This window comes from Mesorhizobium sp. CA6 (assembly GCF_020165035.1).
GTDB lineage: Bacteria > Pseudomonadota > Alphaproteobacteria > Rhizobiales > Rhizobiaceae > Mesorhizobium.
The window spans coordinates 18,389-39,689 of sequence record NZ_JAIUHI010000004.1 but is presented as its reverse complement, the minus strand read 5'-3'; the positions used below and the strand labels follow the sequence as shown (position 1 = coordinate 39,689).

The following is a 21,301-nucleotide window of genomic DNA, read 5'->3' as shown; positions in this document are numbered from 1 at the left end:
TCGAAGTCTTTCGTTCAGTCAGGTTGCCGTGCGAGCGAACTCAGGGCGTACCGCCGCTACCGCCGCCGGGAATGCCAGGCGCCAGCTTGCTGGCGCCGCTGATGACCTGGCTCAGGAAGTTCTGGTCCTTGCCGCCGGTCGGCGTCGTCCGCGAGATGAAGTCGAAGACCTTGCCGTCCTTGAGACCGTAATTGGCGATCTGGGTGACGCGGCCGTCAGCGCCGAAATAGACTGCCAGCACGTGCTGGTCGATGATGCGCGGGTTGTCGAAGGCGACGTAGCGCTTGCGCGTTTGCGAGATGTAGTAGAAGGCCTCGTTGTCGAAGGTCGCCGTCGTCGACGGCGTGCCCAGCGCCAGAAGCACCTGCTCGCGGCTCGATCCGACCGGCACCGAATCGATTGCCTGCTGGTCGATGACGTAGCCTTTCGTCAGCGTCTCGCTCGGATGGAGATCTCCGAACATCTTGGACGAATTGCAGGCGGAAAGCGCTGACACCATTACCAGCAGCGAAGCCGCGCCCACCGGGGCGGGCGCAAAGAACGACTTGAATTTCAGCGCACCCAACAACAAATCTCCATCACATCCCCGCAACTTGCGCTGGGCCGCAAAACCGGTAAACCAGCTTGCATGCCGATGCAACAAGGCCAAATCAAACAACAGGTCCCCGGGAGACCGCCCTCAATGTTCCAGCGCCTTTTTGGCCGCGAACGCAATGCCAACCGCGCTATCACCGACGCGCTCTACGCACAAATCGTGGCGGCGGCGCGGCAAACGGTGTTTTATTCCGACTGGAATGTGCCGGATACGCCGCTCGGCCGCTTCGAGATGCTGTCGCTGCACATGTATCTCGTCCAGCACCGGCTGCATGGCGAACAAGGCGTTGCCGCCGAGGTCGCGCAAGTGCTGATCGACGAGTTCTTCCTCGATGTCGAGCATTCGCTGCGCGAACTTGGCATTGGCGATGTCGGCGTGCCCAAACGCATGAAGAGGCTGGCAAAGATGTTTTACGGCCGTACGGCTGCCTATGACGAGGCGCTCAAGGAAGACGATCGGGTGGCGCTTGCGGCGGCGCTCGCCCGCAACGTCAGGCCGGACTCCGGCCCCTGGCCGCAGGCGCCGCTGCTGGCGGACTATGTCTGCGAGGCCTCGCACAAGCTTGCCGCCCAGCCGACCGAATCGATCGCTGCCGGCACCGCCGCGTTCCCGGCGGCGGGGGCAGCGTGAAGGAGGCCGGCATGAAAGACGCCGAACTGCGCAGCCCGGTATCCTTCGTCGCCAATGTCGCGCGCCTGCCGCAAAAGGGCTTGCCTGTCCTTGTCGAGGCCGATGAGCGCCAGCGCGAGGCGCTTGCCGCCGACTATGATTTGCTTTCGGTCGAGAGCTATCGCGCCGAACTGCTTGTGGTTCCCTGGAAGCGCAATGGCGTCAAGGTCACCGGTCGCGTCGCGGCCGACATCACGCAAGCCTGCATCGTCACCCTGGATCCGGTCGCGGCGCATATCGACGAGCCCGTCGAGGCGCTGTTTCTGCCCGAGCAGTCGAAGCTTGGGCGCGAAGGTTTCGAAGGCGGCGGCGAGATCGTCCTCGACGCCGACGGACCGGACAGTCCGGAGACATTTTCCGGCGACACCATCGATGTCGGCGGGCTGGCGGAACAGTTTTTCGGTCTGGCTATCGACCCTTATCCGCGCAAGTCGGGAGCCTCGCTCGACGTTGCCGGCGACGATCAGACCGAGGAAAGCGAATTCCAGAAAAAGCTGCGTTCGCTGCTTGGGAAATCCTGAGGGTGGTCCGGATTTTGGAAAAGTTGGTTGTGCGCAGGCACAAAACCGTTATTTTCGCCGAACCTTCGCGAGGCCCCTTACCTCGGCAGGCGTCCGCCGCAAGCCAGGCAAACCGTGAGAAAAGCACTACGTGATCAGGATTTCCATCGATGCCATGGGCGGCGATCACGGACCGAGCGTGGTCATCCCGGCGCTGATGACCGTCGCCATCCGCCGCCCTGACATCCGCTTCGTCGTCTATGGCCGCGAGGACGTGGTGCGCCCAGAGCTCGCCAAGTTCCCGAAACTCGCCGAGATATGCGAGTTCGTCCATTGCGAGATCGCCGTGCGCATGGATGACAAGCCGAGCCAGGCGCTTCGCCACGGCCGCTGGAAGTCGTCGATGTGGAAGGCCGTCGAAGCGGTCAAGAACGGCGGCGCGCAGGCCTGCGTCTCGGCCGGCAACACCGGCGCGCTGATGGCGATGTCGAAATTCTGCCTGCGCACGATGGCCACCATCGACCGCCCGGCGATCGCGGCGCTCTGGCCGACGACACGCGGCGAAAGCGTGGTGCTCGATGTCGGCGCCACCATCGGCGCGGATGCGCACCAGCTTATCGATTTCGCCATTCTGGGTACCGGCATGGCGCGCTCGGTGTTTGGCGTCGAGCGGCCGAGCGTCGGCCTGCTCAATGTCGGCGTCGAGGAGATCAAGGGCCAGGAAGAGGTCAAGGAAGCCGGCCGCATGTTGCGCGAGGCCAACATGGCCTCGATGAATTATCGCGGCTTCGTCGAGGGCGACGATATCGGCAAGGGCACGGTCGACGTGGTGGTCACCGAGGGCTTCGCCGGCAACATCGCGCTCAAGACCGCCGAGGGCACTGCAAGGCAGATCGCCGGCTATCTGCGCGCCGCCATGAGCCGCACGCTCATGGCCAAGATCGGCTACGTCTTCGCCAAGGGCGCCTTCGACAGGCTGCGCGAGAAAATGGATGTCGGTCGCTCCAATGGTGGCGTCTTCCTGGGGTTGAACGGCATCGTCGTGAAGAGCCATGGCGGCGCCGATTCGGACGGATTCGCGGCCGCCATCGAGCTCGGCTACGATATGGTACGCAACAATCTGCTTGACCGGATCGAGGCCGACCTCGATCTGTTCCATGCGCGCAACCCGACCGCGCAGGCAAAAAGGAAGTCCGGCGTCGCCGACGCCGAGGAATAGGAAAGAGCCTTGATCAGATCAGTCGTGCGCGGCAACGGTGCCGCGCTGCCCCGCCGCATCATGAAGAATGCCGACTTCGAAGGCATGGTCGAGACCTCCGACGAGTGGATCGTCCAGCGCACCGGCATTCGCCAGCGCCACGTCGCCGCCGACGACGAGACGACTGCCTCGCTTGGAGAGGATGCGGCGCGGGCCGCGCTCGACAGCGCCGGCATGACGCCGGCCGATATCGATCTCATCATCCTGGCGACCTCGACGCCCAACAACACGTTTCCGGCGACGGCTGTCGAAATCCAGAACCGGCTCGGCATGCATCACGGCTTTGCCTTCGACATGCAAGCCGTGTGCTCTGGCTTCGTTTACGCCGTTGCCACTGCCGATCTTTATATCCGCGGCGGCCTGGCCAAACGCGTCCTGGTGATCGGCTCGGAGACATTCTCGCGCATCCTCGACTGGAGCGACCGCTCGACCTGTGTGCTCTTCGGCGACGGCGCCGGCGCGCTGGTTCTCGAAGCGGAAGACGGAGCCGGCGCGATCACCGATCGCGGCGTGCTGGCCGCGAGCCTGCGCTCCGACGGCGTGCACAAGGACAAGCTCTTCGTCGACGGAGGTCCTTCGACCACGGGAACCGTCGGCCATCTGAGGATGGAAGGCCGTGAAGTGTTCAAGCATGCCGTCGGCATGATCACCGACGTCATCGAAGCGACCTTCAGCGAGGCCGGCATAACGGCCGAGGACCTCGACTGGTTCGTGCCGCATCAGGCCAATAAACGGATTATTGACGCTTCCGCCAAGAAGCTCGGGATTGCCGAGCAGAAAGTGGTGGTCACTGTCGATTTACACGGTAACACCTCGGCTGCTTCGGTGCCGCTCGCTTTGTCGGTGGCCGTCGCCGACGGTCGCATCAAGAAGGGCGACCTGGTTCTTCTCGAGGCGATGGGTGGAGGCTTCACCTGGGGCGCGGTGTTGCTCCGCTGGTAAGTGCCGAACTCGCCGGTTCGGTCCTTGACCTTGCCGGATCAATTACTTAGGCTCAGCCTTTGCCTGTATCGATTTACGTTTTTGCGAGCAGATGGGACGGTCGCATGGGGGGAAAGACACTTACGCGTGCCGACCTTGCTGAAGCCGTTTACCGGAAGGTTGGTTTGTCTCGAACGGAATCGGCGGAACTCGTCGAGGCTGTGCTGGACGAAATCTGCGAAGCCATCGTTCGCGGTGAGACGGTCAAGCTGTCGTCCTTCGCCACCTTCCATGTCCGCTCCAAGAACGAGCGCATCGGCCGCAATCCCAAGACGGGCGAGGAAGTGCCGATCTTGCCGCGCCGGGTGATGACGTTCAAGTCCTCGAACGTGCTCAAGAACCGGATCCTGCGTTCGCATCAGAACAGCAAGGGCAAGGGCGGCAAGTAGTTTGCTGGCGAATGCGGTTGAAAACCGCCGGTGGTTTTCAAGCTGGGCTTGAATATCGTTTCATAAATCGCTGAAATAAGGCGCGATTCGGCACCATGCCAGGATCGTGGTCCAGTGTGGAGGATTGGCCCATGGACAAGAGCCCCGATGCTTTCCGCACCATCAGCGAAGTCGCGGAAGATCTTGACCTGCCGCAGCACGTGCTGCGTTTCTGGGAGACCCGCTTCACCCAGATCAAGCCGATGAAGCGTGGCGGCGGCCGGCGCTACTACCGGCCGCAAGACGTCGAGCTCATCAAGGGCATCCGGCATATGCTCTACGATCAGGGCTATACGATCAAAGGCGTGCAGAAGCTGTTGCGCGAGAACGGCAACCATTTCCTGGTCGCCATCGGCAATGGCGACATGGCCGCGGTGGAGGCCATCGCCCAGCGCCGCCAGGCCGAGCAGGTGCCGCTGACGGCGGCCGCGCAGCCGCGCGGCGACGAGGACGCGCTGGTCGGCCAGCCGAAAGTGAAGCCCAGCCGCCGTTTCTTCGGCTTGGGCAAGAGCGACGACGAAGGTCCGGTTCAACCCGACTCGTCGAGATTGTCGCGTGACAATCGCGCCTTGCTGCAGGAGGCGCTGTTCGACTTGCTGGAATGCAAGCGCCTGCTAGACCAGGTTCGTTGAACGATCATCTTCGACTTGACGGTACTCGGTCGGTCGGCCGGAACGGGCTCTTCGCCCGTGCGTTAGGCCTTCTCGAAGAGAAGGACAACAAGCATGGCATCGTTTTCGACCCTCTCCGACGTTGATATCGACAAGCAGGTCGCGGCACTTTCGCGACAACTGCACGACCTGAAGAAGGTTCTGGCCAGGCGCGGTGACGCCTATTACGAGGATGGCCGCGAGGCGGCGTCCGACTATTATTCGCAACTTGCCGATCGCCTCCACGAGGCGCTGCCGGCAATAAGGCGCAGGGGCAAGGCGATCGAGCGCACGGCGCGCGATCATCCGGCGACGGCCGCTGCCGTCGGGCTGGTCGTGGTCGGACTGCTTGCCGGCCTTTTGATCGGCCGGCGCTGATCGATCGAGGGGATATAAACAGAAATGGCGGCCGTTCTCGACGGCCACCATTTCCGTGTCGCTACAGGTGATCAGTTCGCAAGCTTGAGCCGCGTCTTCGGGTCGACCTTCATCACCTGGCTGCACTTGCCGTAGACGGTGCCGTTCTTGTCGGTGGCATCGGTATAGGTGCCTTTGCAATCCAGCTGCAGCACCAGGCAAGAACCATGGCCCTTACAGACCGCGCCGCCGTCGCCGGTCGGATGCGTGCCCGCAAAAGCCGGAGCCGAGACCGAGCCGAAAGCCGAGACGACAAGAGCCGCGGCCAGGGTGATACGCTTGAAGTTGATCATTGGGCATTTCCTTCCATTGGTTTTGGGATCGCCGTCCTGGCGTCCCGTTGGGGTGAGGAGCACCTCGCGGTGCCCATGACCGCTTGGTGCTGCGGCCAATGGAAAGGTTCATATGATGCGCGATTTTTTTCATTTGGCCGGCGATATCGGCGGATTGGGAAAGCCGGGCGCGGCTCTCCTCGGCGCGCGCCACGCATCCGGCGCGCGGCACCCGACATGGAGGTGGCTCACTCCGCGATGCCGCCGCCTCAGATAGGCCGAGTGTTCAAGCGGCCAAAGCTGTTCGAGCTGCTCGCTGCCTCCTCACATCGGCGGCGCGATGCCGTGATTCCCGACAACGACCCGGTTCGCGACCAGCTTGCCGTCGCCGCCACGCTCGGCATTGACGAACACTGCGATGCCCGGCGTGAGATCTGCCGGCGTGGCGGTGGCGAATGTCACGATCGGTGTCGTCTGCGGGATAGCGATCTGCTTCTTCTGGCCGTTGTCATAGGTGAGCGTGACGGTGCGGCCGTCGATCTCGCTGACATCGGCGACAGTGCCGTTGGTCATGCGGCTGTTGGGCCGCAGATCCCAGTCGCGATCGCCTTCTCCGGTACCCTTCAGAGCAGCCGGAAAGATCACGACTTCCAGCGCGCCGCTGCCGCCGTCGGCCTTGGAAATCGAGGCGATGCCAAGAAAGTCGCCCTGCTTGATATCGGCTGCCGACGCCTTGGCAACGCCCGAAATCTTCCATCCGTTGGCGAGCGTGATCGCATTGGTTTTGCCATCGCGATCCTTCACCGTCAGCGTCGACCCGGCAACGCCGACGACAGTGCCTCGAACACGTATGGCATCCGCGGCCCACGCTTGCGTCGCGCCGATGACGCTTGAGACTGTGCCGAGCACAATTGCGAACGATTTCAAATTCATGGCATCCGATCCTTCCGAGAAACGCCCGGCGTCGATCTGTCTGCCGCCGGTGACGGCAAGCTAACGAATCGAGACGTCGAAAATGCCGGCGGATCCGGCCACGGGCCTTCAAAAGAACTTGATTGAGCGCTGCGCGACCTTACATGTACGCAGCCCGAGGCATCAGCCGAAACGCAGCTTCACGAACGCGTGACGCCGCATGGGTGCTCTTGGCAAATCATTTGTTAACGAGCATTCTCCCGCCCGTCTCAGGCAACACCACATTTCATCCGACCCTGTTTCATCTCAAGGAGTTGCCATGCCCAACACCGTACGAAACGCTGTTTCCAACGACATTATTGCCGCGTCCGGCCTCAACCCGTTCAAAGCCGCGCGCGAAACCAGGGGATACACGATCGAGGAGCTCTCTTTGACCTGCGGCCTGGCCGTGGGCGAGATCGTCGACATCGAGGACGGCAAGGACGCCGACCCCGCCAAGCTTCGGCGCATCGCTTCCGCCCTGCAGGTGCCGGAAGAGGAATTGATCAGAGTGCCGGCCGCCGAGAACCGGCCCACGCAGCAATAGGATGCAAGCAAGCGTCCATGTGAAAGCCCGCCAAGGCATGCCTGGCGGGCTTTTTGATGCATGTCGCCCAACTATGCGCTGCGGTTTTGGGGAAACGGCATGCGTCAAGACAAGGATGCGCAACGCACGGCCGTGGCTCTTGTCAATGACCGCGCCGCCATGCGATTCGCCAGCCGGTGTTCGACAGGTCTGACGAGGGGTCGCCATGAGTTTGGAATCGGTTCGCGCCTTTTTTGCCGAGCATGCGCCCGATATCGAAGTCATCGTCACCGAGGCAAGTTCGGCCACCGTCGCGCTTGCCGCCGAAGCCCATGGCGTCATGCCGGCGCAGATCGCCAAGACGATCTGCCTGCGCGTGGGCGACGAGGCCATGCTGGTCGTGACCAGCGGCATCGCCAGGCTCGACAACCGCAAATTCAAGGACAGCATGGGCGGCAAGCCGCGCATGCTGGGCGGCGAGGAGGTGCTGGCAATCACCAGCCATCCGCCTGGCGGCGTCTGCCCGTTCGGCCTGCCGTCGCCGCTACCCGTCTATTGCGATCTGTCGCTCAAGGCCTTCGACGAAGTCGTTCCCGCAGCCGGCGCCACCAATGCCGCGGTGCGCATCACACCGCAGCGCATGGCCGATCTGGTCGGCGCCGTATGGGTCGACGTTTGCCAGTAGCAATTGCCGCCTAGATATCCCGTCATGGTTCGTCGCGGGCCGTAGCGCGGCTTTGACCGACATTCGCATCCGCGCCTTCGCCGTCGCGCGTCAACCGACTCGAAAAGCGTCGAGGACGGTCAAAGATTTGGACATTAGTCTTGACAGAAATACAGATGTTCAATACCCAAGCGATCAAACAGCATGCGATGTGGGAGGAATAAGCGGCATGGCTTCCAATATTTCGTTGACGGGCCTTGCCCGTGACCTCGAGGAGCGCGCCAAGTCCGGCAAGCCCATTCGCATCGGCCTGATCGGCTCGGGCGAAATGGGCACCGACATCGTCACCCGCGTCGCCCACATGTCCGGCATCGAGATCGGCGCCATTTCCGAACTCAACCTGCCGGCCGCCGGCAAGGCCGTCGATATCGCCTTCCAGGAGACCGGCCATGCGCGCGAGGTTTCGAGCGCATCGGCCATGACGTCGGCCATGGAGGCCGGCAAGATCGCCGTCACCAACGATTCCAGCCTCGTCATCGGCAACGACCTGATCGACGTCGTCATCGATGCGACCGGCGTTCCGGCCGTCGGCGCCGAGATCGGCCTGCGCGCCATGGAGCATGGCAAGCATCTGGTGATGATGAATGTCGAGGCCGACGTCACCATAGGCGCCTATCTCAAGAGCGAAGCCGACCGCCTCGGCGTCACCTACTCGCTGGGCGCCGGCGACGAGCCGTCTTCATGCATGGAACTGATCGAGTTCGTCTCCGCCATGGGCCACCCGATCGTTGCCGCCGGCAAGGGCAAGAACAATCCGCTCAACATCGACGCCACGCCCCCGGACTATGAGGAGGAGGCCAAGCGCCGGCACATGAACGTGCGCATGCTGGTCGAATTCGTCGACGGTTCGAAGACCATGGTCGAGATGGCGGCGATCGCCAATGCGACCGGGCTGGTTCCCGACAAGCCCGGCATGCACGGTCCGGCGGCGACGCTCGGCGAATTGTCGAAGGTGCTGGTGCCCGAGAAGGACGGCGGCGTGCTGTCGAAGGTCGGCGTCGTCGACTATTCGATCGGCAAGGGTGTGGCGCCCGGCGTCTTCGTCGTCGCCGACATGTCGCATCCGCGCATCTCGGAGCGCATGGAAGACCTGAAGATGGGCAAGGGTCCGTATTTCACCTTCCATCGTCCCTATCACCTCACCTCGCTGGAAGTGCCGCTTACCTGCGCCCGTGTCGTGCTTTATGGCAAGGCCGACATGGTTCCGCTGGCCAAGCCCGTGGCCGAAGTCTGCGCCGTTGCCAAGAAGGATCTGAAGCCCGGCGACAAGCTCGATGCCATCGGCGAATATTGCTACCGCGCCTGGATCATGACGGCTCCGGAAGCCCATGCGGCGCGCGCCGTTCCCTGCGGCCTGCTGCAGGGCGGCTCCGTGACTGCACCCATCAAGATGGGCGAGCTCATCACCTATGCCAACGCGGCGCCCGCGCCGGGCTCGAAGATCGCCGAGCTGCGTGCCCGCCAGGACAAGCTCGTTTACGGCGCCGTGGAGGCGTGATCATGGCTGGAGCCAGCAAAGCCGCCGTCGTGGATAGCCGGGCCAACCTGCCTTTCGTCTATCGCCAGTACAGTCCGGAGCAGCTGAGGGAGGTGCTTCACAAGATGTACCTCATCCGCCGCTTCGAAGAGGGCGCGGAAGAGTGCTACACGCGAGGCCTCATCCACGGCACCATGCACCTGTCGATCGGCCAGGAAGCCAGCGCCATGGGCATCTGCATGCCGCTCGCTGCGGACGATCAGATCACCTCGACGCATCGCGGCCATGGCCATTGCATCGCCAAGGGCGCCGAAGTCAGCCGCATGTTCGCGGAGTTCTTCGGCAAGACCACCGGCTACTGCAAGGGCCGCGGCGGCTCCATGCATATCGCGGATGTCGCCAAGGGCAATCTCGGTGCCAACGGCATCGTTGCCGGCGGCATCCCGATCGCGGTGGGCGCCGCGCTCTCGTCCAAGATGATGAAGACCGGCAAGGTCGTGGTTTCCTTCTTCGGCGACGGCGCCAACAATGAGGGCGCCTTCCACGAGGCGCTGAACATGGCGGCGGTCTGGAAGCTGCCGGTGATCTTCGTGTGCGAGAACAACGGCTACGGCATGTCGACCTCGACGGCGCGCTCGACCGCGGTCAAGAACATCGCCGAGCGCGCGGCCGCCTATTCGATGCCGGGCGTCATCGTCAACGGCAATATCTTCTCCGAGGTCGCCGAGGCGTCCTTCAAGGCCGTGGAGCGGGCGCGGGCCGGCGAGGGGCCGACGCTGATCGAATCCAAGACCTACCGTCATCGCGGCCATTCCAAGAGCGACCGCAACCGTTACCGCACTAAGGAAGAGATCGAGGATTGGATGGCGAACCGCGATCCGATCACGCTCTTCGAGACGGAACTCCGCGATTTCGGCTTCATCGACGACCAGGGAATCCAGGCGATCCGCGACGCGGTCGCCAAGGAGATTGCCGACGGCATCGAGTTCGCCAAGGCGAGCCCGGCGCCGGAGATCGCCACCTTGCAGAATTATGTTTACACGGAGCAAGCGTGATGGACGCTGCGCTGCGTGAACTGAGCTACGCCCAGGCGATCCAGGAAGCCATGGCGATCGCCATGGACATGGACGAACGTGTCTTCCTGATGGGCGAGGATATCGGCGTCTATGGCGGCGCCTTCCAGGTGACCGGCGACCTCGTCGAGCGCTACGGCACCGAGCGGGTTATAGACACGCCGATCTCCGAACTGGGCGGCGCCGGCATCGCGGTGGGCGCGGCCGTCACCGGCATGCGGCCGATCTTCGAATTCCAGTTCTCGGATTTCGCCACGCTCGCCATGGAGCAGATCGTCAACCAGGCGGCCAAGATGCGCTTCATGCTTGGCGGCGAGGTCTCGGTGCCGGTGGTGATGCGTTTCCCGGCGGGCTCGGGTACGGGCGCCGCCGCGCAGCACAGCCAGAGCTTAGAGGCCTGGCTCGGCCATGTACCCGGCCTCAAGGTCATCCAGCCGGCGACGCCGCACGATGCCAAGGGCATGCTGTTGGCGGCAATCGCCGATCCGGACCCGGTCATGATCTTCGAGCACAAGCTGCTCTACAAGATGAAGGGCCATGTGCCGGAAGGCCACTACACCGTGCCGATCGGCAAGGCCGAGATCCGCCGCGAAGGCCGCGACCTCACCATCGTCGCTACATCGATCATGGTGCAGAAGGCGCTCGACGCCGCGGCTGTGCTTGAAGGCGAGGGCATCGACATCGAAGTGGTCGATCTGCGCACGATCCGCCCTATCGACAGGCAGACCGTGATCGACAGCGTGAAGAAGACCTCGCGGTTGCTCTGCGTCTACGAGGCGGTGAAAACGCTCGGCATCGGCGCGGAAGTGAGCGCGCTCGTCGCCGAAAGCGAGGCGTTCGACTATCTCGATGCGCCGATCGTGCGCCTTGGCGGCGCCGAGACGCCGATCCCCTACAATCCGGATCTGGAAAAGGCGACGGTGCCGCAAGTTCCCGACATCATCGCCGCCGCGCGCGACCTCGTGAAAGGGGTCCGCTGAGCGATGCCGACCGAAGTCATTCTTCCCAAGGTCGACATGGATATGGCGACCGGACAGATCTCGCGCTGGTTCGCCGAGGAGGGCTCGCACGTCAAGAAAGGCGACGTGCTTTTCGAAATCGAGACCGACAAGGCAGCGATGGAGATCGATGCGCCGGCCAGCGGCACGCTGCGCGACGTCACCGGCAAGGAGCGCGTCGACATTCCGGTCGGCGAGCCCGTCGCCTGGATTTACGCCGATGACGAGGTCTATGAATCAGGAACGACGCCGCAGAACAGGGCGCCAATCTCCGCCCTAGTGGGGGAGATGTCGGCGAAGCGGGCAGAGGGGGGCGCTGTCCCGCCAACGTCTCGTTCCTTCGCGCCCCCCTCTGCCCTGCCGGGCATCTCCCCCACGAGGGGGGAGATCGGCCAATCGCAGGGCGAGCGCGCAACGCCGCTGGCGCGCCGCTTGGCTCGCGAAGCCGGTCTTAAGATAGCCGAGATACAAGGCAGCGGCCCGCGCGGCCGCGTCGTGCGTGCCGACGTTGAGGCCGCAGCCGCAGCGAAAGGCACGGCCACCCCTGCTCCGCCAGCTGCCGAGATTCCGGTCGAAGTCCCGTCCGCTCCGGCGACCGCAGCCAAACCGATGTCGGACGACCAGGTGCTGAAGCTGTTCGCCGAAGGCTCCTACGAGCTCGTGCCGCATGACAACATGCGCAAGACCATCGCGCGCCGCCTGGTCGAGGCGAAGTCGACCATCCCGCATTTCTATTTGACGCTGGACTGCGAGCTCGACGCGCTGCTGGCGCTGCGCACGCAGCTCAATGCCGCAGCCCCGATGAAGAAGACCGACAAGGGCGAGGTTCCGGCCTACAAGCTCTCGGTCAACGACATGGTCATCAAGGCCATGGCCATGGCGCTGATGGCGGTGCCGGATGCCAACGCCTCCTGGACGGAGAACGCCATGGTCAAGCACAAGCACGCCGATGTCGGCGTCGCCGTGTCGATCCCCGGCGGCCTGATCACGCCGATCATTCGGCATGCGGATGAGAAGACGCTGTCGGTCATCTCCAACGAGATGAAGGACCTGGCAAGCCGCGCCAGGAGCCGCAAGCTGAAGCCGGAAGAATATCAGGGCGGCACGACGGCGGTATCCAATCTCGGCATGTTCGGCGTCAAGGACTTTGCCGCCGTCATCAACCCGCCGCATGCGACGATCCTGGCGGTCGGCGCCGGCGAGGAACGGGCGGTGGTCAAGAAGGGCGAGATCAAGATAGCCACCGTGATGTCGGTGACCTTGTCGACCGATCATCGCGCCGTCGACGGCGCGCTTGGCGCGGAGCTGCTCGGCGCCTTCAAGCGCTTGATCGAAAACCCGATGGGCATGCTGGTGTAAGCCAATCCCTGCAGGGCCTTGATCCGGCTTGCTTACGCCACAGCCCCTCCGATCACCGACTTGTCAGGCCGGCAGCTACCGCAAATCCCTGCCGGCGCTTGAAGCCGCCGTCATTTCGTTCCACATCGGGCGCAATGAACGGCAAGATGCGGGAATGGTTTCGGAATTGGCGGTGGGCCTTGGCCGCATCGCTATTCCTGCATGCCTTGATCGCAGCATTCTTGTTCTTTGGTCTGCCGAGACCCGATCAACAGCCGGATCACCAGGAACAGCCGGTCAATGTCGCGATCGTGCCGCCGCCCGAGCAGCCCAAGCCGAAGCCCGCTCCAAAGCCGCCGGAGCCGAAGCCTGAAAAGAAGGCTGAAAAGCCGCCCGAGCAGGTTGTGCAAAAGCCACCGCCTCTGCAGCCGCCGAAACCGCAGGACATCCCGGTTTTGAAGCGCGTTTTTCAGTATGGCGAGAAGGATACCGGCCCGGAGAAATCTCCCGACGGCGGCAGCGCGCCGGCCAACGCCCCGTCGCCGCCCAAGGATGAACCCGCGAAGCCGCCCGTCTCATCGCAACCCGCGCCCAACCAGCCGGCTCCGCCTGCAACGCCCGAGCAGCAGGCGGACACCAACGAGGCTCAAGAGAAGCCGGTAACCACCGCGCCGGACGAAAAACCCGCGCAAAGCGAGGAGAAGCAGGCAACCGAGGACACTGACAAACAGCAGCCGCAAACCGCCGAAAAGCAAGCTGCCGAAACGCCAAAGCCGTTGACGGCCGAGGCCGGCGACAAGCCTGCGCCAGCCGAAAAGGCAAAGCCTAAGCCTTCCAAAGCCATGAAGTTCAAATCCGCAAGAGCTTTGAGAGCGCCAAGGGGAAACCCGGGAAGCTCAAGCCCCGCCGACAGCGAGGTCGCGGGATCGCCGATCTATTCCGGCCTTCCGGGCGTCAGAAAGCTTTACTCGCCAGGTGCGACCGGCAACGCGTTTGCCACAAGCTCGATGGAGAACGTGCCGCGCGATCAGCGCGTTGCCAATCTTTGCGCCAATGTTCTGAACCAGGAATTGCAGAGTGCCGATTACTCGCCCAAATGGCTGCCGACCATTCCCCTGAAGCAGGGCAATGTTCTTAACCCTCCGCAGGCTGCCTTCAGCACGACAACCCAGTGGTATGATCTGAGCTTCCGCTGCGAGGTCGACGCCGATGCAACGAGGGTCCTGTCCTTCAACTTCCGCGTGGGGGGATTGGTCCCGCCTGGGGAGTGGACGCGGCGTCGCTTCCCAAGTCTCCGCTAGTTCAGGCCGGGACACCAAGCCCGGCCAACTGCCGGCTGACGTCGTGCCAGTCGGCGCAGACGAAATCCGCGCCTGCGGCCTTCAGCCGGGCGCCGTGCTCGGGATAGGTATGCCCGCCGCCGGTATAGCCGATCGCGATCATGCCGGCCGCAACCGCGCCCTGGACGCCAAAAGGCGAATCTTCGACCACGATGCAGTCGGCGGGTTTCGCGCCCATTTTCTCGGCGGCGTAGAGGAAGATGTCGGGCGCTGGCTTGCCGTTCTTGACCATCGAGGAGGAAAAGATCGCCTCGCCAAAGAAGCGCGACAGTCCGGTCACCGACAGGCTGTGGTTGATGCGTTCGACCGAAGATGACGAGGCGACGCAGCGGTCGCCGGCAAGCGCGCTCAGGAACGGCAGGATCCCCGGTGTCGGCTTCAACTCCTCCGAAAAGAGCAGCTTGGTCTCGGCCCAGATGTCGCCGTCGGCGGTGGGCGGGAACTGATGGCCGGTCAGTTCCTTGATCTTCACGATGATATCGGCCTGCTTCATGCCGATGCATTGCGCGATGATGCCGCCATGGACGCCGGGCATGCCGTGTTTCTCGTAAACGCGCTCATAGGCCTTGGCGGCCAGCGGTTCGCTGTCGACGAGAACGCCGTCGCAATCAAAAATCAGTCTAGGTTGCGCCACGCGCTTCTCCCGGCCTCTGTGCCAATACGCACATCGCTATCGATAAAAAGTCAGATGTTCAATAGTGAGGCGGATGCATCTCCTGCCCATCAAAGCTGGCGCAGCGCCTCGCTGACCGGCGTGGATCCAAGCGCGCGCTGCATGGCCTGGCGCGACTGCGCGCGGTCGGGTGTGATCCAGTTGGGCTCGGCGCCGAGGAAGCGGTCGAGGAAGGCCACGGCATAGGCGGGCATTTCCGTCGCGTTCTCGCGGTAGGACCACCAGGTCCGCAGGTCGTCGGCGCATTTGTCGATGCTGGGCGCCGTGCCGAACTCCTGCTCGTGCACAGCCAGAATCGCCGACACGCAGTAGTTGGTATAGAGAAAACCTTCCGGCCAGAAGCGCACGATTTCCGCCGTGCCGGCATTGGCTTCCGTCTCGATCATTTCGGTAAGACCGGAGACCTCCCGTGCCGGCGCCTGGCGGATCAGCTCGCGCAGCACCAGCCCGGCGGCGAACACGATGAAGTCCGCGCGGTCGACAGCTGCGAATCGCTTCTGCGCCTCCATGACGTCGATCCAGTCGAGAAAGGCGCGCGTCAGCTTGGCCTCGTCGATCTCGAAACGAACGCCGAAGGTTTCCGACACCACCTTCGCGCTGCTGCGGAAGGTGGCGCGAAACCAGCGCAGCTGCCGCAGCCGGTGACGAAGGTCCGGCATAAGCGCCAGCTCGTGCCTGAAAGGCAGATCCATGTCTCATATCCCGTTTGGCGACAGGCTACCACAGGCGCTGCCGTTGCCGAAATCGGTCAGCCGCCTGTGGAGCGTTACGGCGGCTAATATAATACATGTTGACATTCTAGGAAACAAATGTTCTCACTTTCGGGTCATCTCGCCTCCGTCCAATATGTGCCGGAGGAAGAGAATCGGGAGGAAACCGAAATGGCGATCTGGCAGTGGGCGCTGCTTCTGCTGTTTGTTGTCTGGGCGCTGCAATCACTCGGCGTCTGGCTGCAGATGCGGCATTATGCGGACGTCTTCAAAGGCGTCACCGGAGAGTTCAAGGACGGCTTTGTCGGAGCCGGCAATTTCCGCGGCCGGCTCGCCAAGGGCACCATCGCGCTCGTTGTCGTGACGCCCGATCTCATCGTGCGCCGCATGATGGTCATGAGCGGCCGTTCGGTGCTCACCAAGTTCAAGCGACATGAAGAATTCGAGGGTATCCCCCTCGATCGACTCCGGTCCAACCCTGCGATCATGGGGGAGGGGGAACCCGGTGTGGCCGAGGCCGTGAAACGGGCGATCGAGCAGATCGACCGCGCGCGGTCGGAGCCGGGGAAGAAGCCGGGCCTGTCCGGTTTGAACGTAGCAAGGGCTTAAGCGACGCCGGCAGCCGGCTGGGAATGACCGGCGGGGGTCATAAGGAGGAGAAATGTCTGTAATTTCGTTATTGGCGCAGCATGCCGACCTGGCGGTGCACAACCTGCATGTCGCAGGCACCATGGTCTCGGATGCTGCCTGGCACGGCAAGCTCGGCGTCGAGCATGCCACCGATCATCTCGTGGTCCTGGCGCAGGCGACGACCGACAATGCGCCGGTCACCGCCGATCAGCTCAAGGAACAGCTGAAGAATGTGCAGCAGGAAGAGCAGCTCGGCTGGCTGACTGCGATCGGCAAGTATTTCATCGGCATCTTCCAGAAGGGCGGCGAAGTGTTCGCCGGCTTCGTCACCGGCATCATCCCGACGCTGGTCGTGCTGATGACCGCCTTCTACGCCGTCACCGAACTGGTCGGCGAGGAGCGCGTCCACGGCCTGGCGCGCGGCGCCGGCCGTATCGCGCTGACTCGCTACACCGTGCTGCCGGTCCTGTCGGTGTTCTTCCTCACCAACCCGATGGCCTACACTTTCGGCTCCTTCCTCGAAGAAAAGCACAAGCCTGCCTTCTACGACGCGGCGGTGTCCTACGTGCATCCGCCACTCGGCCTGTTCCCGCATATCAACCCCGGCGAATATTTCGTCTGGGGCGGCATGCTGGTCGCGCTGCTCGATCTCGAGAAGCGGGGCGTCATCGCCAACGGCTATCACGTCAAGGTGGCCATCTGGTACGCCATCGTCGGCCTCGTCGTCATCCTGCTCAAGGGCATCCTGACCGAACGCATCACGGCCATCATGGCACGCCGCCAGGGCGTCGAGCTCTAAGGGCGGGAGGACACCATGGCCAAGACATACAAGGCAGTAAAGATCTCGAAGGGCTCCACCGGCTGGGGCGGGCCTCTGGTCATCGAGCCGACCGAACAGCGCAACAAGGTCGTGTCGGTAACCGGCGGCGGCATTCATCCGGTGGCGCAGCTGATCGCCGACATGACCGGCGCCGAGGCGGTCGACGGCTTCAAGGCGCCGCCGATCGAAAGCGAGATGGCGGTCGTCGTCGTCGACTGCGGCGGCACGGCCCGCTGCGGCGTCTATCCGCGCAAGCGTATCCCGACCGTCAATCTGACACCGGTCGGCCAGGCGGGTCCGCTCGCCCAGTTCATCACGGAAGACATCTACGTTTCGGGCGTGAAGCCGGCCAACGTCACAATGGCGGACGGATCCGAAGCGGTCACCACTGCGGGGGGAGCAGCATCGATGAGTACAAGCAACAACACCACTGCCAGGGCGGCCGAGCCGCTGCCGAACGAGGGCGGGCTTATCGGCCTGATCAGTTCCATCGGCCGCGTCATGGGCCGTGTGGTCGGCATCTTCTTCAATTCCGGCCGCCGCACCATCGATCAGGTCGTCCGCAACGTGCTGCCCTTCATGGCCTTCGTGACCATGCTGATCGGCCTGATCCTCTATACCGGCATCGGCGACGTGCTGGCGCAGCCGATGGGACCTTTAGCCAACAACATCGTCGGCCTGCTGGTCATCTCGGCCATCTGCGGCCTGCCGTTCCTGTCGCCTATCCTGGGACCGGGCGCCGTTATCGCCCAGGTCATCGGCGTCGCCATCATCGGCCCGCAGATCGCCAACGGCACCATCTCGCCAGCAATGGCCCTGCCGGCGCTGTTTGCCTACAATACGCAGGTGGGCTGCGACTTCGTTCCCGTCGGTCTGGCGCTCGGTGAGGCCAAGCCGAAGACGATCGAAATCGGCGTGCCGGCGGTGCTCATCAGCCGCCAGATCATGGGCCCGGTTTCCGTGCTGATCGCATGGATCGTCTCCCTGATCGTGTTCTAAAAAGCGTAACAACGAGGTTCGCCATATGTCGGTTCTTCTCAAGACACGGGTCACAGCAATAGGACCCGAAGTGGCGGACCTCGCCGAGGGCGGCGTGGTCATCCTTTTCGCGGATGGCTCGCCTCCTGAACTCGCCGAAGTCTCGGTGCTGCACTTGGCAGAGCAGGGGCCTAGTGACGACGCGCCGCAAAAGGGCGCGTCGATCACGCTCGGACCGGTTTCGGCGACGATAACGGCGGTCGGCTCCACGGCCTGGAGCAAGGTCCGGGAAATGGGTCATGTCGTGATCTCCTTCAACGGAGCATCCGAGGCCGAAAGGCCGGGCGAGGTTTGCGCATCCGAGGTCGACACCGGAGCGCTCGTGGCCGCCCTGACACCGGGCGCTGTCATCACCATCGCCGCCTGATAATATCCGCGCTGTCTGTCGACGGCGCCCAAGCCTAGAGTAATTGCCATGGAACGCTCGACCATCGTCAGAGTGCACGAAGGTTTGCACGCCCGTCCCGCCACGCGGTTCGTGAAGCTCGCCAAGGGTTTCGAATCCGACGTAGAGCTGGTCAAGAACGGCAAGGCGGTGAGCGCCAAGAGCTCAGTCAAGCTGATGCTCCTGGCGGTCAAGGAAAACCAGGAAGTCACCGTGCGTGCCAACGGCGCCGACGCGATCGAGGCGATTGAGGCGCTGATCGGCTATCTTGAGAACCCGCGCGCCGGCCTCGACGACGAGGGCGAGGCGGGTGATGAGGGCTCGCAAGCCGCAGCCCCGGCGCCCGCTCGTGAGGCCGCGCAGCCTTCTGCCGCAGCGGTGGATGGAACCCCGAAACTTCAAGGCGTCGCCGCAAGCGAGGGCGTGGCGATCGGGCCGGCCTTTGCCCATTTCCCGCCGGAGATCGAGGGACCGGGCAGACGCCTGCCGGCCGATGAGATCGACGGCGAGCTCGAGCGCTTCCGCGGCGCCGTCGCCAGCGTCCAGGCGCGCATGGACCGCACGCTTGCCGAGAACAATCTCTCCGCTGGCGACCGCGGCATCGTCGCCGCTTTGCGCGACATCGCCGCCGACGACAGCCTGACCGGCGAGGCGGAGAAGCTGATCAAGGAAGGCGATGACGCGGTGTCCGCCGTCATTGGCGCGGCGGCCACCATTGCCGCCGATTTCAGCGCGGTCGACGACCACTATCTCAACGCCCGGGCCGACGACGTCCATGCCGTCGGCAGGCAGATCTGCCTGGCGCTGCTCGGCCAGGACGAAGTCAGCCTGGAAACCATCCCGCAGGGCGCGATCCTGATTGCCGACGACATCGGCGCCTGGGATCTGGCGCGCGCGCCGCTGAAGCGCATCGGCGGCGTGGTCTGCGGCCATGGCGGCGCCACCTCGCATATTGCCATCATCGCCCGCTCGCACGGCATTCCGGCCGTGCTGGGTCTCGGCGACAAGGTCAACGAGCTGCGCACCGCCAGGGAGGTGGCGATCGACGGCAGTGCCGGGCATGTGATCGTCGACCCTGACGAGACCGTGCGCGCAGACTTTACCCGGCGTGTCGAGGCAGCGGCGCAGGAGCGCGCCGGGCTAACAGTGTTCAAAGGCGTGACGCCTACCCGCGCCGACGGCACGGTGATCGAGGTCGCGGCCAATATCGGCTCGCTGGAGGAGATCGAGGCAGCGCAGGAGGCAGGCGCCATGGGCGTCGGCCTGTTCCGCACCGAGCTGCTCTTCATGCGCCACATGCATCTGCCGTCGGAGGACATGCAGGCCGAGACCTACAGCGCGCTGGCCAAGGCGTTTGCGCCGCATTCGGTCATCGTGCGCACGCTCGACATCGGCGGCGACAAGCCGATCGCCGGCATCGAGTTTCCCGACGAGGAAAACCCGTTCCTCGGCTGGCGCGGCATCCGCATGTGCCTGGACCGCCCCGACATCTTCAAGAAGCAGCTGCGGGCGCTGTTGCGCGCCGCCGTCCACGGCAACATCAAGGTCATGCTGCCGATGGTTTCGGAGATTGCCGAGGTGACGCGCACGCGCGCGCTGGTGGAGGAATGCGCGGCTGAATTGAAGGCCGAAGGCGTGCCGCATGCGAGCTTCGACCTCGGCGTGATGATTGAGACGCCAGCCGCCGTGCTGATCGCGCCCGCGTTGGCGAAGGAGGTGGCGTTCTTTTCGATCGGCACCAACGACCTGACCCAGTACATCATGGCCGCCGACCGACTCAATCCGACGGTCGCCAAGCTCAACGACGTCACCAATCCGGCCGTGATGTCGGCGATCGAGCTGACGGCGAAGGCGGGTGTCGCCGCCGGCATCATGGTGGGCATGTGCGGCGAGGCCGCCGGCCGTCCGGACCTGATCCCCACCTTCATCGGGATGGGCCTGACCGAGCTCAGCATGAGCCCGGCCTCGATCCAGCGCGCCAAGAAGACGATCGCGGCCATGGCGGCCGAACGGTAGCGGATAATTCGCGGCGGTTACGCTAAATGCGCGAGCAGGGTGGCGAGAACCGGTGTCAGTTCCTGGACGGCATTGGCCTGGGCGCAGGCCTGCCGGATGCGGTCCTCCCGCACTTCGGCAGCCAGCACCGCGATCTCGAGAATGTCGGGCTCGGGCGTTCCGTCCGCCTTGGTCGCCAGTCCGCAGGCAAGCGCCACAGGCGCAAGGCTCCTGATGTCGAGAGACCGGTCGCCGCCTATCGCCGGGCCTGTGCCGATCTCGCTAGGCTGAACCGGACGGTGGTTGAGGCATTCGATGAGGAGAGCCGCGCAGGCCGCCGCGACCTGGTCCGTCGATGCCGCGTCCGCCGTCGCGCCGGCCAGGAGATCCGCGTGGCGCTTGCGCATCGCGACATGCACGGCGGAAAAACTCGCCTCGTGGACGCGCGGATTGTCGATGCCGTAGCCGGCGAGGACCGCGCGGGTCAGATAATACATGTCGCGCCTGAACTGACGCTCGCCGCCGATCTGCCGGTCTTCATCGCCATGCGGGAAATAGATCCGCAGGCTTTTGACGGTCGTGCCGTCGACCTTGAGCGGCCGGGAATGCGGTACGAAGGATTCGGCAATCGTCAGCGCCCCGTCGACGGCGCTCGCGGCGTGGCCGAGCAGGCTGCGGCCCGGGAAGGGAGGCAAATTGCCGGCGATATCTTGCGAGGCATCGCCGGCGCTGTCGTGGCGGTTCTGGCGGATGGCGTCGCGCAGTTCCCGAAGCCGGTCCTTCAGGTTGGCGCGGACGTCTTCGGAAATTTGTCGCAGCATCGCCAATTGCCTCGAAATGCTGAAGCCTGTCA

The 21,301-nt window shown here is 63.9% G+C and carries 25 protein-coding genes; 19 read left to right on the top strand and 6 right to left on the bottom strand.

Features of this window, described 5'->3' with window-relative positions:
- Nucleotides 1-40: 40 nt before the first annotated feature.
- The gene (locus LB526_RS06930; protein ID WP_095767674.1) at nucleotides 41-565 is read right to left on the bottom strand and encodes an outer membrane protein assembly factor BamE; all 525 of its coding nucleotides are present in this window, start codon (nucleotides 563-565) and stop codon (nucleotides 41-43) included.
- 117 nt (nucleotides 566-682) lie between these two features.
- Here LB526_RS06930 and LB526_RS06925 point away from each other — a divergent pair, with 117 nt between their 5' ends.
- The 7 genes from LB526_RS06925 (at nucleotide 683) to LB526_RS06895 (ending at nucleotide 5,459) form a co-directional block, all read left to right on the top strand.
- Nucleotides 683-1,225, top strand: a complete 543-nt coding sequence (locus tag LB526_RS06925; protein WP_224530660.1) for a ubiquinol-cytochrome C chaperone family protein — start codon at nucleotides 683-685, stop codon at nucleotides 1,223-1,225.
- Between the two features lie 11 nt (nucleotides 1,226-1,236).
- Nucleotides 1,237-1,785 (top strand): YceD family protein, encoded by a 549-nt coding sequence (locus LB526_RS06920; protein ID WP_224608409.1) that lies wholly within the window; start codon nucleotides 1,237-1,239, stop codon nucleotides 1,783-1,785.
- A gap of 130 nt (nucleotides 1,786-1,915) precedes the next feature.
- Nucleotides 1,916-2,983, top strand: a complete 1,068-nt coding sequence (gene plsX, locus LB526_RS06915) for a phosphate acyltransferase PlsX (RefSeq protein ID WP_224627000.1) — start codon at nucleotides 1,916-1,918, stop codon at nucleotides 2,981-2,983.
- A 9-nt stretch (nucleotides 2,984-2,992) separates the two neighbouring features.
- Nucleotides 2,993-3,964, top strand: coding sequence for a beta-ketoacyl-ACP synthase III (locus LB526_RS06910; RefSeq protein WP_095767671.1), 972 nt, complete (start codon nucleotides 2,993-2,995; stop codon nucleotides 3,962-3,964).
- Between the two features lie 104 nt (nucleotides 3,965-4,068).
- Nucleotides 4,069-4,392 carry an integration host factor subunit alpha gene (locus tag LB526_RS06905; RefSeq protein WP_040983242.1) on the top strand — a complete coding sequence of 108 codons (324 nt, stop codon included), beginning with the start codon at nucleotides 4,069-4,071 and terminating at the stop codon, nucleotides 4,390-4,392.
- A gap of 131 nt (nucleotides 4,393-4,523) precedes the next feature.
- Entirely contained in the window at nucleotides 4,524-5,063 is a 540-nt protein-coding gene (locus LB526_RS06900; protein WP_140842716.1) for a MerR family transcriptional regulator, read from the top strand.
- A gap of 93 nt (nucleotides 5,064-5,156) precedes the next feature.
- A complete protein-coding gene (locus LB526_RS06895; protein WP_224626999.1) occupies nucleotides 5,157-5,459 on the top strand; it encodes a YqjD family protein in 303 nt (100 codons plus the stop codon).
- Nucleotides 5,460-5,530: 71 nt separating this feature from the next.
- Here LB526_RS06895 and LB526_RS06890 read toward each other — a convergent pair whose 3' ends face one another.
- Together LB526_RS06890 and LB526_RS06885 are read right to left on the bottom strand one after the other, a co-directional pair.
- On the bottom strand, nucleotides 5,531-5,791 hold the full coding sequence (locus LB526_RS06890; RefSeq protein ID WP_224548309.1) for a hypothetical protein: 261 nt from the start codon (nucleotides 5,789-5,791) through the stop codon (nucleotides 5,531-5,533).
- A 303-nt stretch (nucleotides 5,792-6,094) separates the two neighbouring features.
- Complete coding sequence (locus tag LB526_RS06885) at nucleotides 6,095-6,703, bottom strand: hypothetical protein (RefSeq protein WP_224626998.1); 609 nt, start codon at nucleotides 6,701-6,703, stop codon at nucleotides 6,095-6,097.
- Between the two features lie 298 nt (nucleotides 6,704-7,001).
- Here LB526_RS06885 and LB526_RS06880 point away from each other — a divergent pair, with 298 nt between their 5' ends.
- The 7 genes from LB526_RS06880 to LB526_RS06850 all read left to right on the top strand — a co-directional run bounded on the left by LB526_RS06880 (nucleotide 7,002) and on the right by LB526_RS06850 (nucleotide 14,158).
- Complete coding sequence (locus LB526_RS06880) at nucleotides 7,002-7,268, top strand: helix-turn-helix domain-containing protein (RefSeq protein ID WP_095767666.1); 267 nt, start codon at nucleotides 7,002-7,004, stop codon at nucleotides 7,266-7,268.
- A 205-nt stretch (nucleotides 7,269-7,473) separates the two neighbouring features.
- Nucleotides 7,474-7,932 carry a YbaK/EbsC family protein gene (locus LB526_RS06875; RefSeq protein WP_140842720.1) on the top strand — a complete coding sequence of 153 codons (459 nt, stop codon included), beginning with the start codon at nucleotides 7,474-7,476 and terminating at the stop codon, nucleotides 7,930-7,932.
- A gap of 208 nt (nucleotides 7,933-8,140) precedes the next feature.
- On the top strand, nucleotides 8,141-9,469 hold the full coding sequence (locus LB526_RS06870) for an NAD(P)H-dependent oxidoreductase (RefSeq protein ID WP_224626997.1): 1,329 nt from the start codon (nucleotides 8,141-8,143) through the stop codon (nucleotides 9,467-9,469).
- Nucleotides 9,470-9,471: 2 nt separating this feature from the next.
- The gene (locus tag LB526_RS06865; protein WP_224626995.1) at nucleotides 9,472-10,503 is read left to right on the top strand and encodes a thiamine pyrophosphate-dependent dehydrogenase E1 component subunit alpha; all 1,032 of its coding nucleotides are present in this window, start codon (nucleotides 9,472-9,474) and stop codon (nucleotides 10,501-10,503) included.
- Nucleotides 10,503-11,501 (top strand): alpha-ketoacid dehydrogenase subunit beta, encoded by a 999-nt coding sequence (locus tag LB526_RS06860; protein ID WP_224626993.1) that lies wholly within the window; start codon nucleotides 10,503-10,505, stop codon nucleotides 11,499-11,501. The genes LB526_RS06865 and LB526_RS06860 overlap by 1 nt, the downstream gene beginning before the upstream one ends.
- A 3-nt stretch (nucleotides 11,502-11,504) precedes the next feature.
- Nucleotides 11,505-12,878, top strand: coding sequence for a pyruvate dehydrogenase complex dihydrolipoamide acetyltransferase (locus tag LB526_RS06855; RefSeq protein ID WP_224626991.1), 1,374 nt, complete (start codon nucleotides 11,505-11,507; stop codon nucleotides 12,876-12,878).
- Between the two features lie 134 nt (nucleotides 12,879-13,012).
- Nucleotides 13,013-14,158, top strand: a complete 1,146-nt coding sequence (locus tag LB526_RS06850) for a DUF930 domain-containing protein (RefSeq protein ID WP_224626989.1) — start codon at nucleotides 13,013-13,015, stop codon at nucleotides 14,156-14,158.
- Nucleotide 14,159: 1 nt separating this feature from the next.
- Here LB526_RS06850 and LB526_RS06845 read toward each other — a convergent pair whose 3' ends face one another.
- Both LB526_RS06845 and LB526_RS06840 read right to left on the bottom strand, forming a co-directional pair.
- Nucleotides 14,160-14,831: an HAD family hydrolase gene (locus tag LB526_RS06845; RefSeq protein WP_095767659.1), complete on the bottom strand. Its 672-nt coding sequence runs from the start codon at nucleotides 14,829-14,831 to the stop codon at nucleotides 14,160-14,162.
- Between the two features lie 89 nt (nucleotides 14,832-14,920).
- Nucleotides 14,921-15,562 carry a hypothetical protein gene (locus LB526_RS06840; protein WP_140541309.1) on the bottom strand — a complete coding sequence of 214 codons (642 nt, stop codon included), beginning with the start codon at nucleotides 15,560-15,562 and terminating at the stop codon, nucleotides 14,921-14,923.
- 189 nt (nucleotides 15,563-15,751) lie between these two features.
- Between LB526_RS06840 and LB526_RS06835 the strand changes: the two genes are divergently transcribed.
- From LB526_RS06835 to ptsP, 5 genes are read left to right on the top strand one after another with little or no spacing between them, the layout of a single operon-like run.
- Nucleotides 15,752-16,189 carry a transcriptional regulator GutM gene (locus tag LB526_RS06835; protein ID WP_095767894.1) on the top strand — a complete coding sequence of 146 codons (438 nt, stop codon included), beginning with the start codon at nucleotides 15,752-15,754 and terminating at the stop codon, nucleotides 16,187-16,189.
- Between the two features lie 52 nt (nucleotides 16,190-16,241).
- On the top strand, nucleotides 16,242-17,009 hold the full coding sequence (locus LB526_RS06830) for a PTS glucitol/sorbitol transporter subunit IIC (RefSeq protein ID WP_042643976.1): 768 nt from the start codon (nucleotides 16,242-16,244) through the stop codon (nucleotides 17,007-17,009).
- 15 nt (nucleotides 17,010-17,024) lie between these two features.
- Nucleotides 17,025-18,029 carry a PTS glucitol/sorbitol transporter subunit IIB gene (locus tag LB526_RS06825; protein WP_224626987.1) on the top strand — a complete coding sequence of 335 codons (1,005 nt, stop codon included), beginning with the start codon at nucleotides 17,025-17,027 and terminating at the stop codon, nucleotides 18,027-18,029.
- Nucleotides 18,030-18,054: 25 nt separating this feature from the next.
- The gene (locus LB526_RS06820; RefSeq protein ID WP_095767656.1) at nucleotides 18,055-18,435 is read left to right on the top strand and encodes a PTS glucitol/sorbitol transporter subunit IIA; all 381 of its coding nucleotides are present in this window, start codon (nucleotides 18,055-18,057) and stop codon (nucleotides 18,433-18,435) included.
- A 48-nt stretch (nucleotides 18,436-18,483) separates the two neighbouring features.
- Nucleotides 18,484-20,469 (top strand): phosphoenolpyruvate--protein phosphotransferase, encoded by a 1,986-nt coding sequence (gene ptsP, locus LB526_RS06815; RefSeq protein ID WP_224626985.1) that lies wholly within the window; start codon nucleotides 18,484-18,486, stop codon nucleotides 20,467-20,469.
- Nucleotides 20,470-20,486: 17 nt separating this feature from the next.
- On the opposite strand, the gene LB526_RS06810 is transcribed toward ptsP, so the two are convergent.
- Nucleotides 20,487-21,269 (bottom strand): hypothetical protein, encoded by a 783-nt coding sequence (locus tag LB526_RS06810; protein ID WP_224626983.1) that lies wholly within the window; start codon nucleotides 21,267-21,269, stop codon nucleotides 20,487-20,489.
- Nucleotides 21,270-21,301 lie beyond the last annotated feature (32 nt).

Coding starts and splice junctions, on each gene's coding strand:
- LB526_RS06925 (WP_224530660.1), top strand. CDS start 683: ATGTTCCAGCGCCTTTTTGGCCGCGAACGCAATGCCAACCGCGCTATC.
- LB526_RS06920 (WP_224608409.1), top strand. CDS start 1,237: ATGAAAGACGCCGAACTGCGCAGCCCGGTATCCTTCGTCGCCAATGTC.
- LB526_RS06905 (WP_040983242.1), top strand. CDS start 4,069: ATGGGGGGAAAGACACTTACGCGTGCCGACCTTGCTGAAGCCGTTTAC.
- LB526_RS06900 (WP_140842716.1), top strand. CDS start 4,524: ATGGACAAGAGCCCCGATGCTTTCCGCACCATCAGCGAAGTCGCGGAA.
- LB526_RS06895 (WP_224626999.1), top strand. CDS start 5,157: ATGGCATCGTTTTCGACCCTCTCCGACGTTGATATCGACAAGCAGGTC.
- LB526_RS06890 (WP_224548309.1), bottom strand. CDS start 5,791: ATGATCAACTTCAAGCGTATCACCCTGGCCGCGGCTCTTGTCGTCTCG.
- LB526_RS06885 (WP_224626998.1), bottom strand. CDS start 6,703: ATGAATTTGAAATCGTTCGCAATTGTGCTCGGCACAGTCTCAAGCGTC.
- LB526_RS06880 (WP_095767666.1), top strand. CDS start 7,002: ATGCCCAACACCGTACGAAACGCTGTTTCCAACGACATTATTGCCGCG.
- LB526_RS06875 (WP_140842720.1), top strand. CDS start 7,474: ATGAGTTTGGAATCGGTTCGCGCCTTTTTTGCCGAGCATGCGCCCGAT.
- LB526_RS06870 (WP_224626997.1), top strand. CDS start 8,141: ATGGCTTCCAATATTTCGTTGACGGGCCTTGCCCGTGACCTCGAGGAG.
- LB526_RS06865 (WP_224626995.1), top strand. CDS start 9,472: ATGGCTGGAGCCAGCAAAGCCGCCGTCGTGGATAGCCGGGCCAACCTG.
- LB526_RS06860 (WP_224626993.1), top strand. CDS start 10,503: ATGGACGCTGCGCTGCGTGAACTGAGCTACGCCCAGGCGATCCAGGAA.
- LB526_RS06855 (WP_224626991.1), top strand. CDS start 11,505: ATGCCGACCGAAGTCATTCTTCCCAAGGTCGACATGGATATGGCGACC.
- LB526_RS06850 (WP_224626989.1), top strand. CDS start 13,013: ATGAACGGCAAGATGCGGGAATGGTTTCGGAATTGGCGGTGGGCCTTG.
- LB526_RS06840 (WP_140541309.1), bottom strand. CDS start 15,562: ATGGATCTGCCTTTCAGGCACGAGCTGGCGCTTATGCCGGACCTTCGT.
- LB526_RS06835 (WP_095767894.1), top strand. CDS start 15,752: ATGGCGATCTGGCAGTGGGCGCTGCTTCTGCTGTTTGTTGTCTGGGCG.
- LB526_RS06830 (WP_042643976.1), top strand. CDS start 16,242: ATGTCTGTAATTTCGTTATTGGCGCAGCATGCCGACCTGGCGGTGCAC.
- LB526_RS06825 (WP_224626987.1), top strand. CDS start 17,025: ATGGCCAAGACATACAAGGCAGTAAAGATCTCGAAGGGCTCCACCGGC.
- LB526_RS06820 (WP_095767656.1), top strand. CDS start 18,055: ATGTCGGTTCTTCTCAAGACACGGGTCACAGCAATAGGACCCGAAGTG.
- ptsP (WP_224626985.1), top strand. CDS start 18,484: ATGGAACGCTCGACCATCGTCAGAGTGCACGAAGGTTTGCACGCCCGT.
- LB526_RS06810 (WP_224626983.1), bottom strand. CDS start 21,269: ATGCTGCGACAAATTTCCGAAGACGTCCGCGCCAACCTGAAGGACCGG.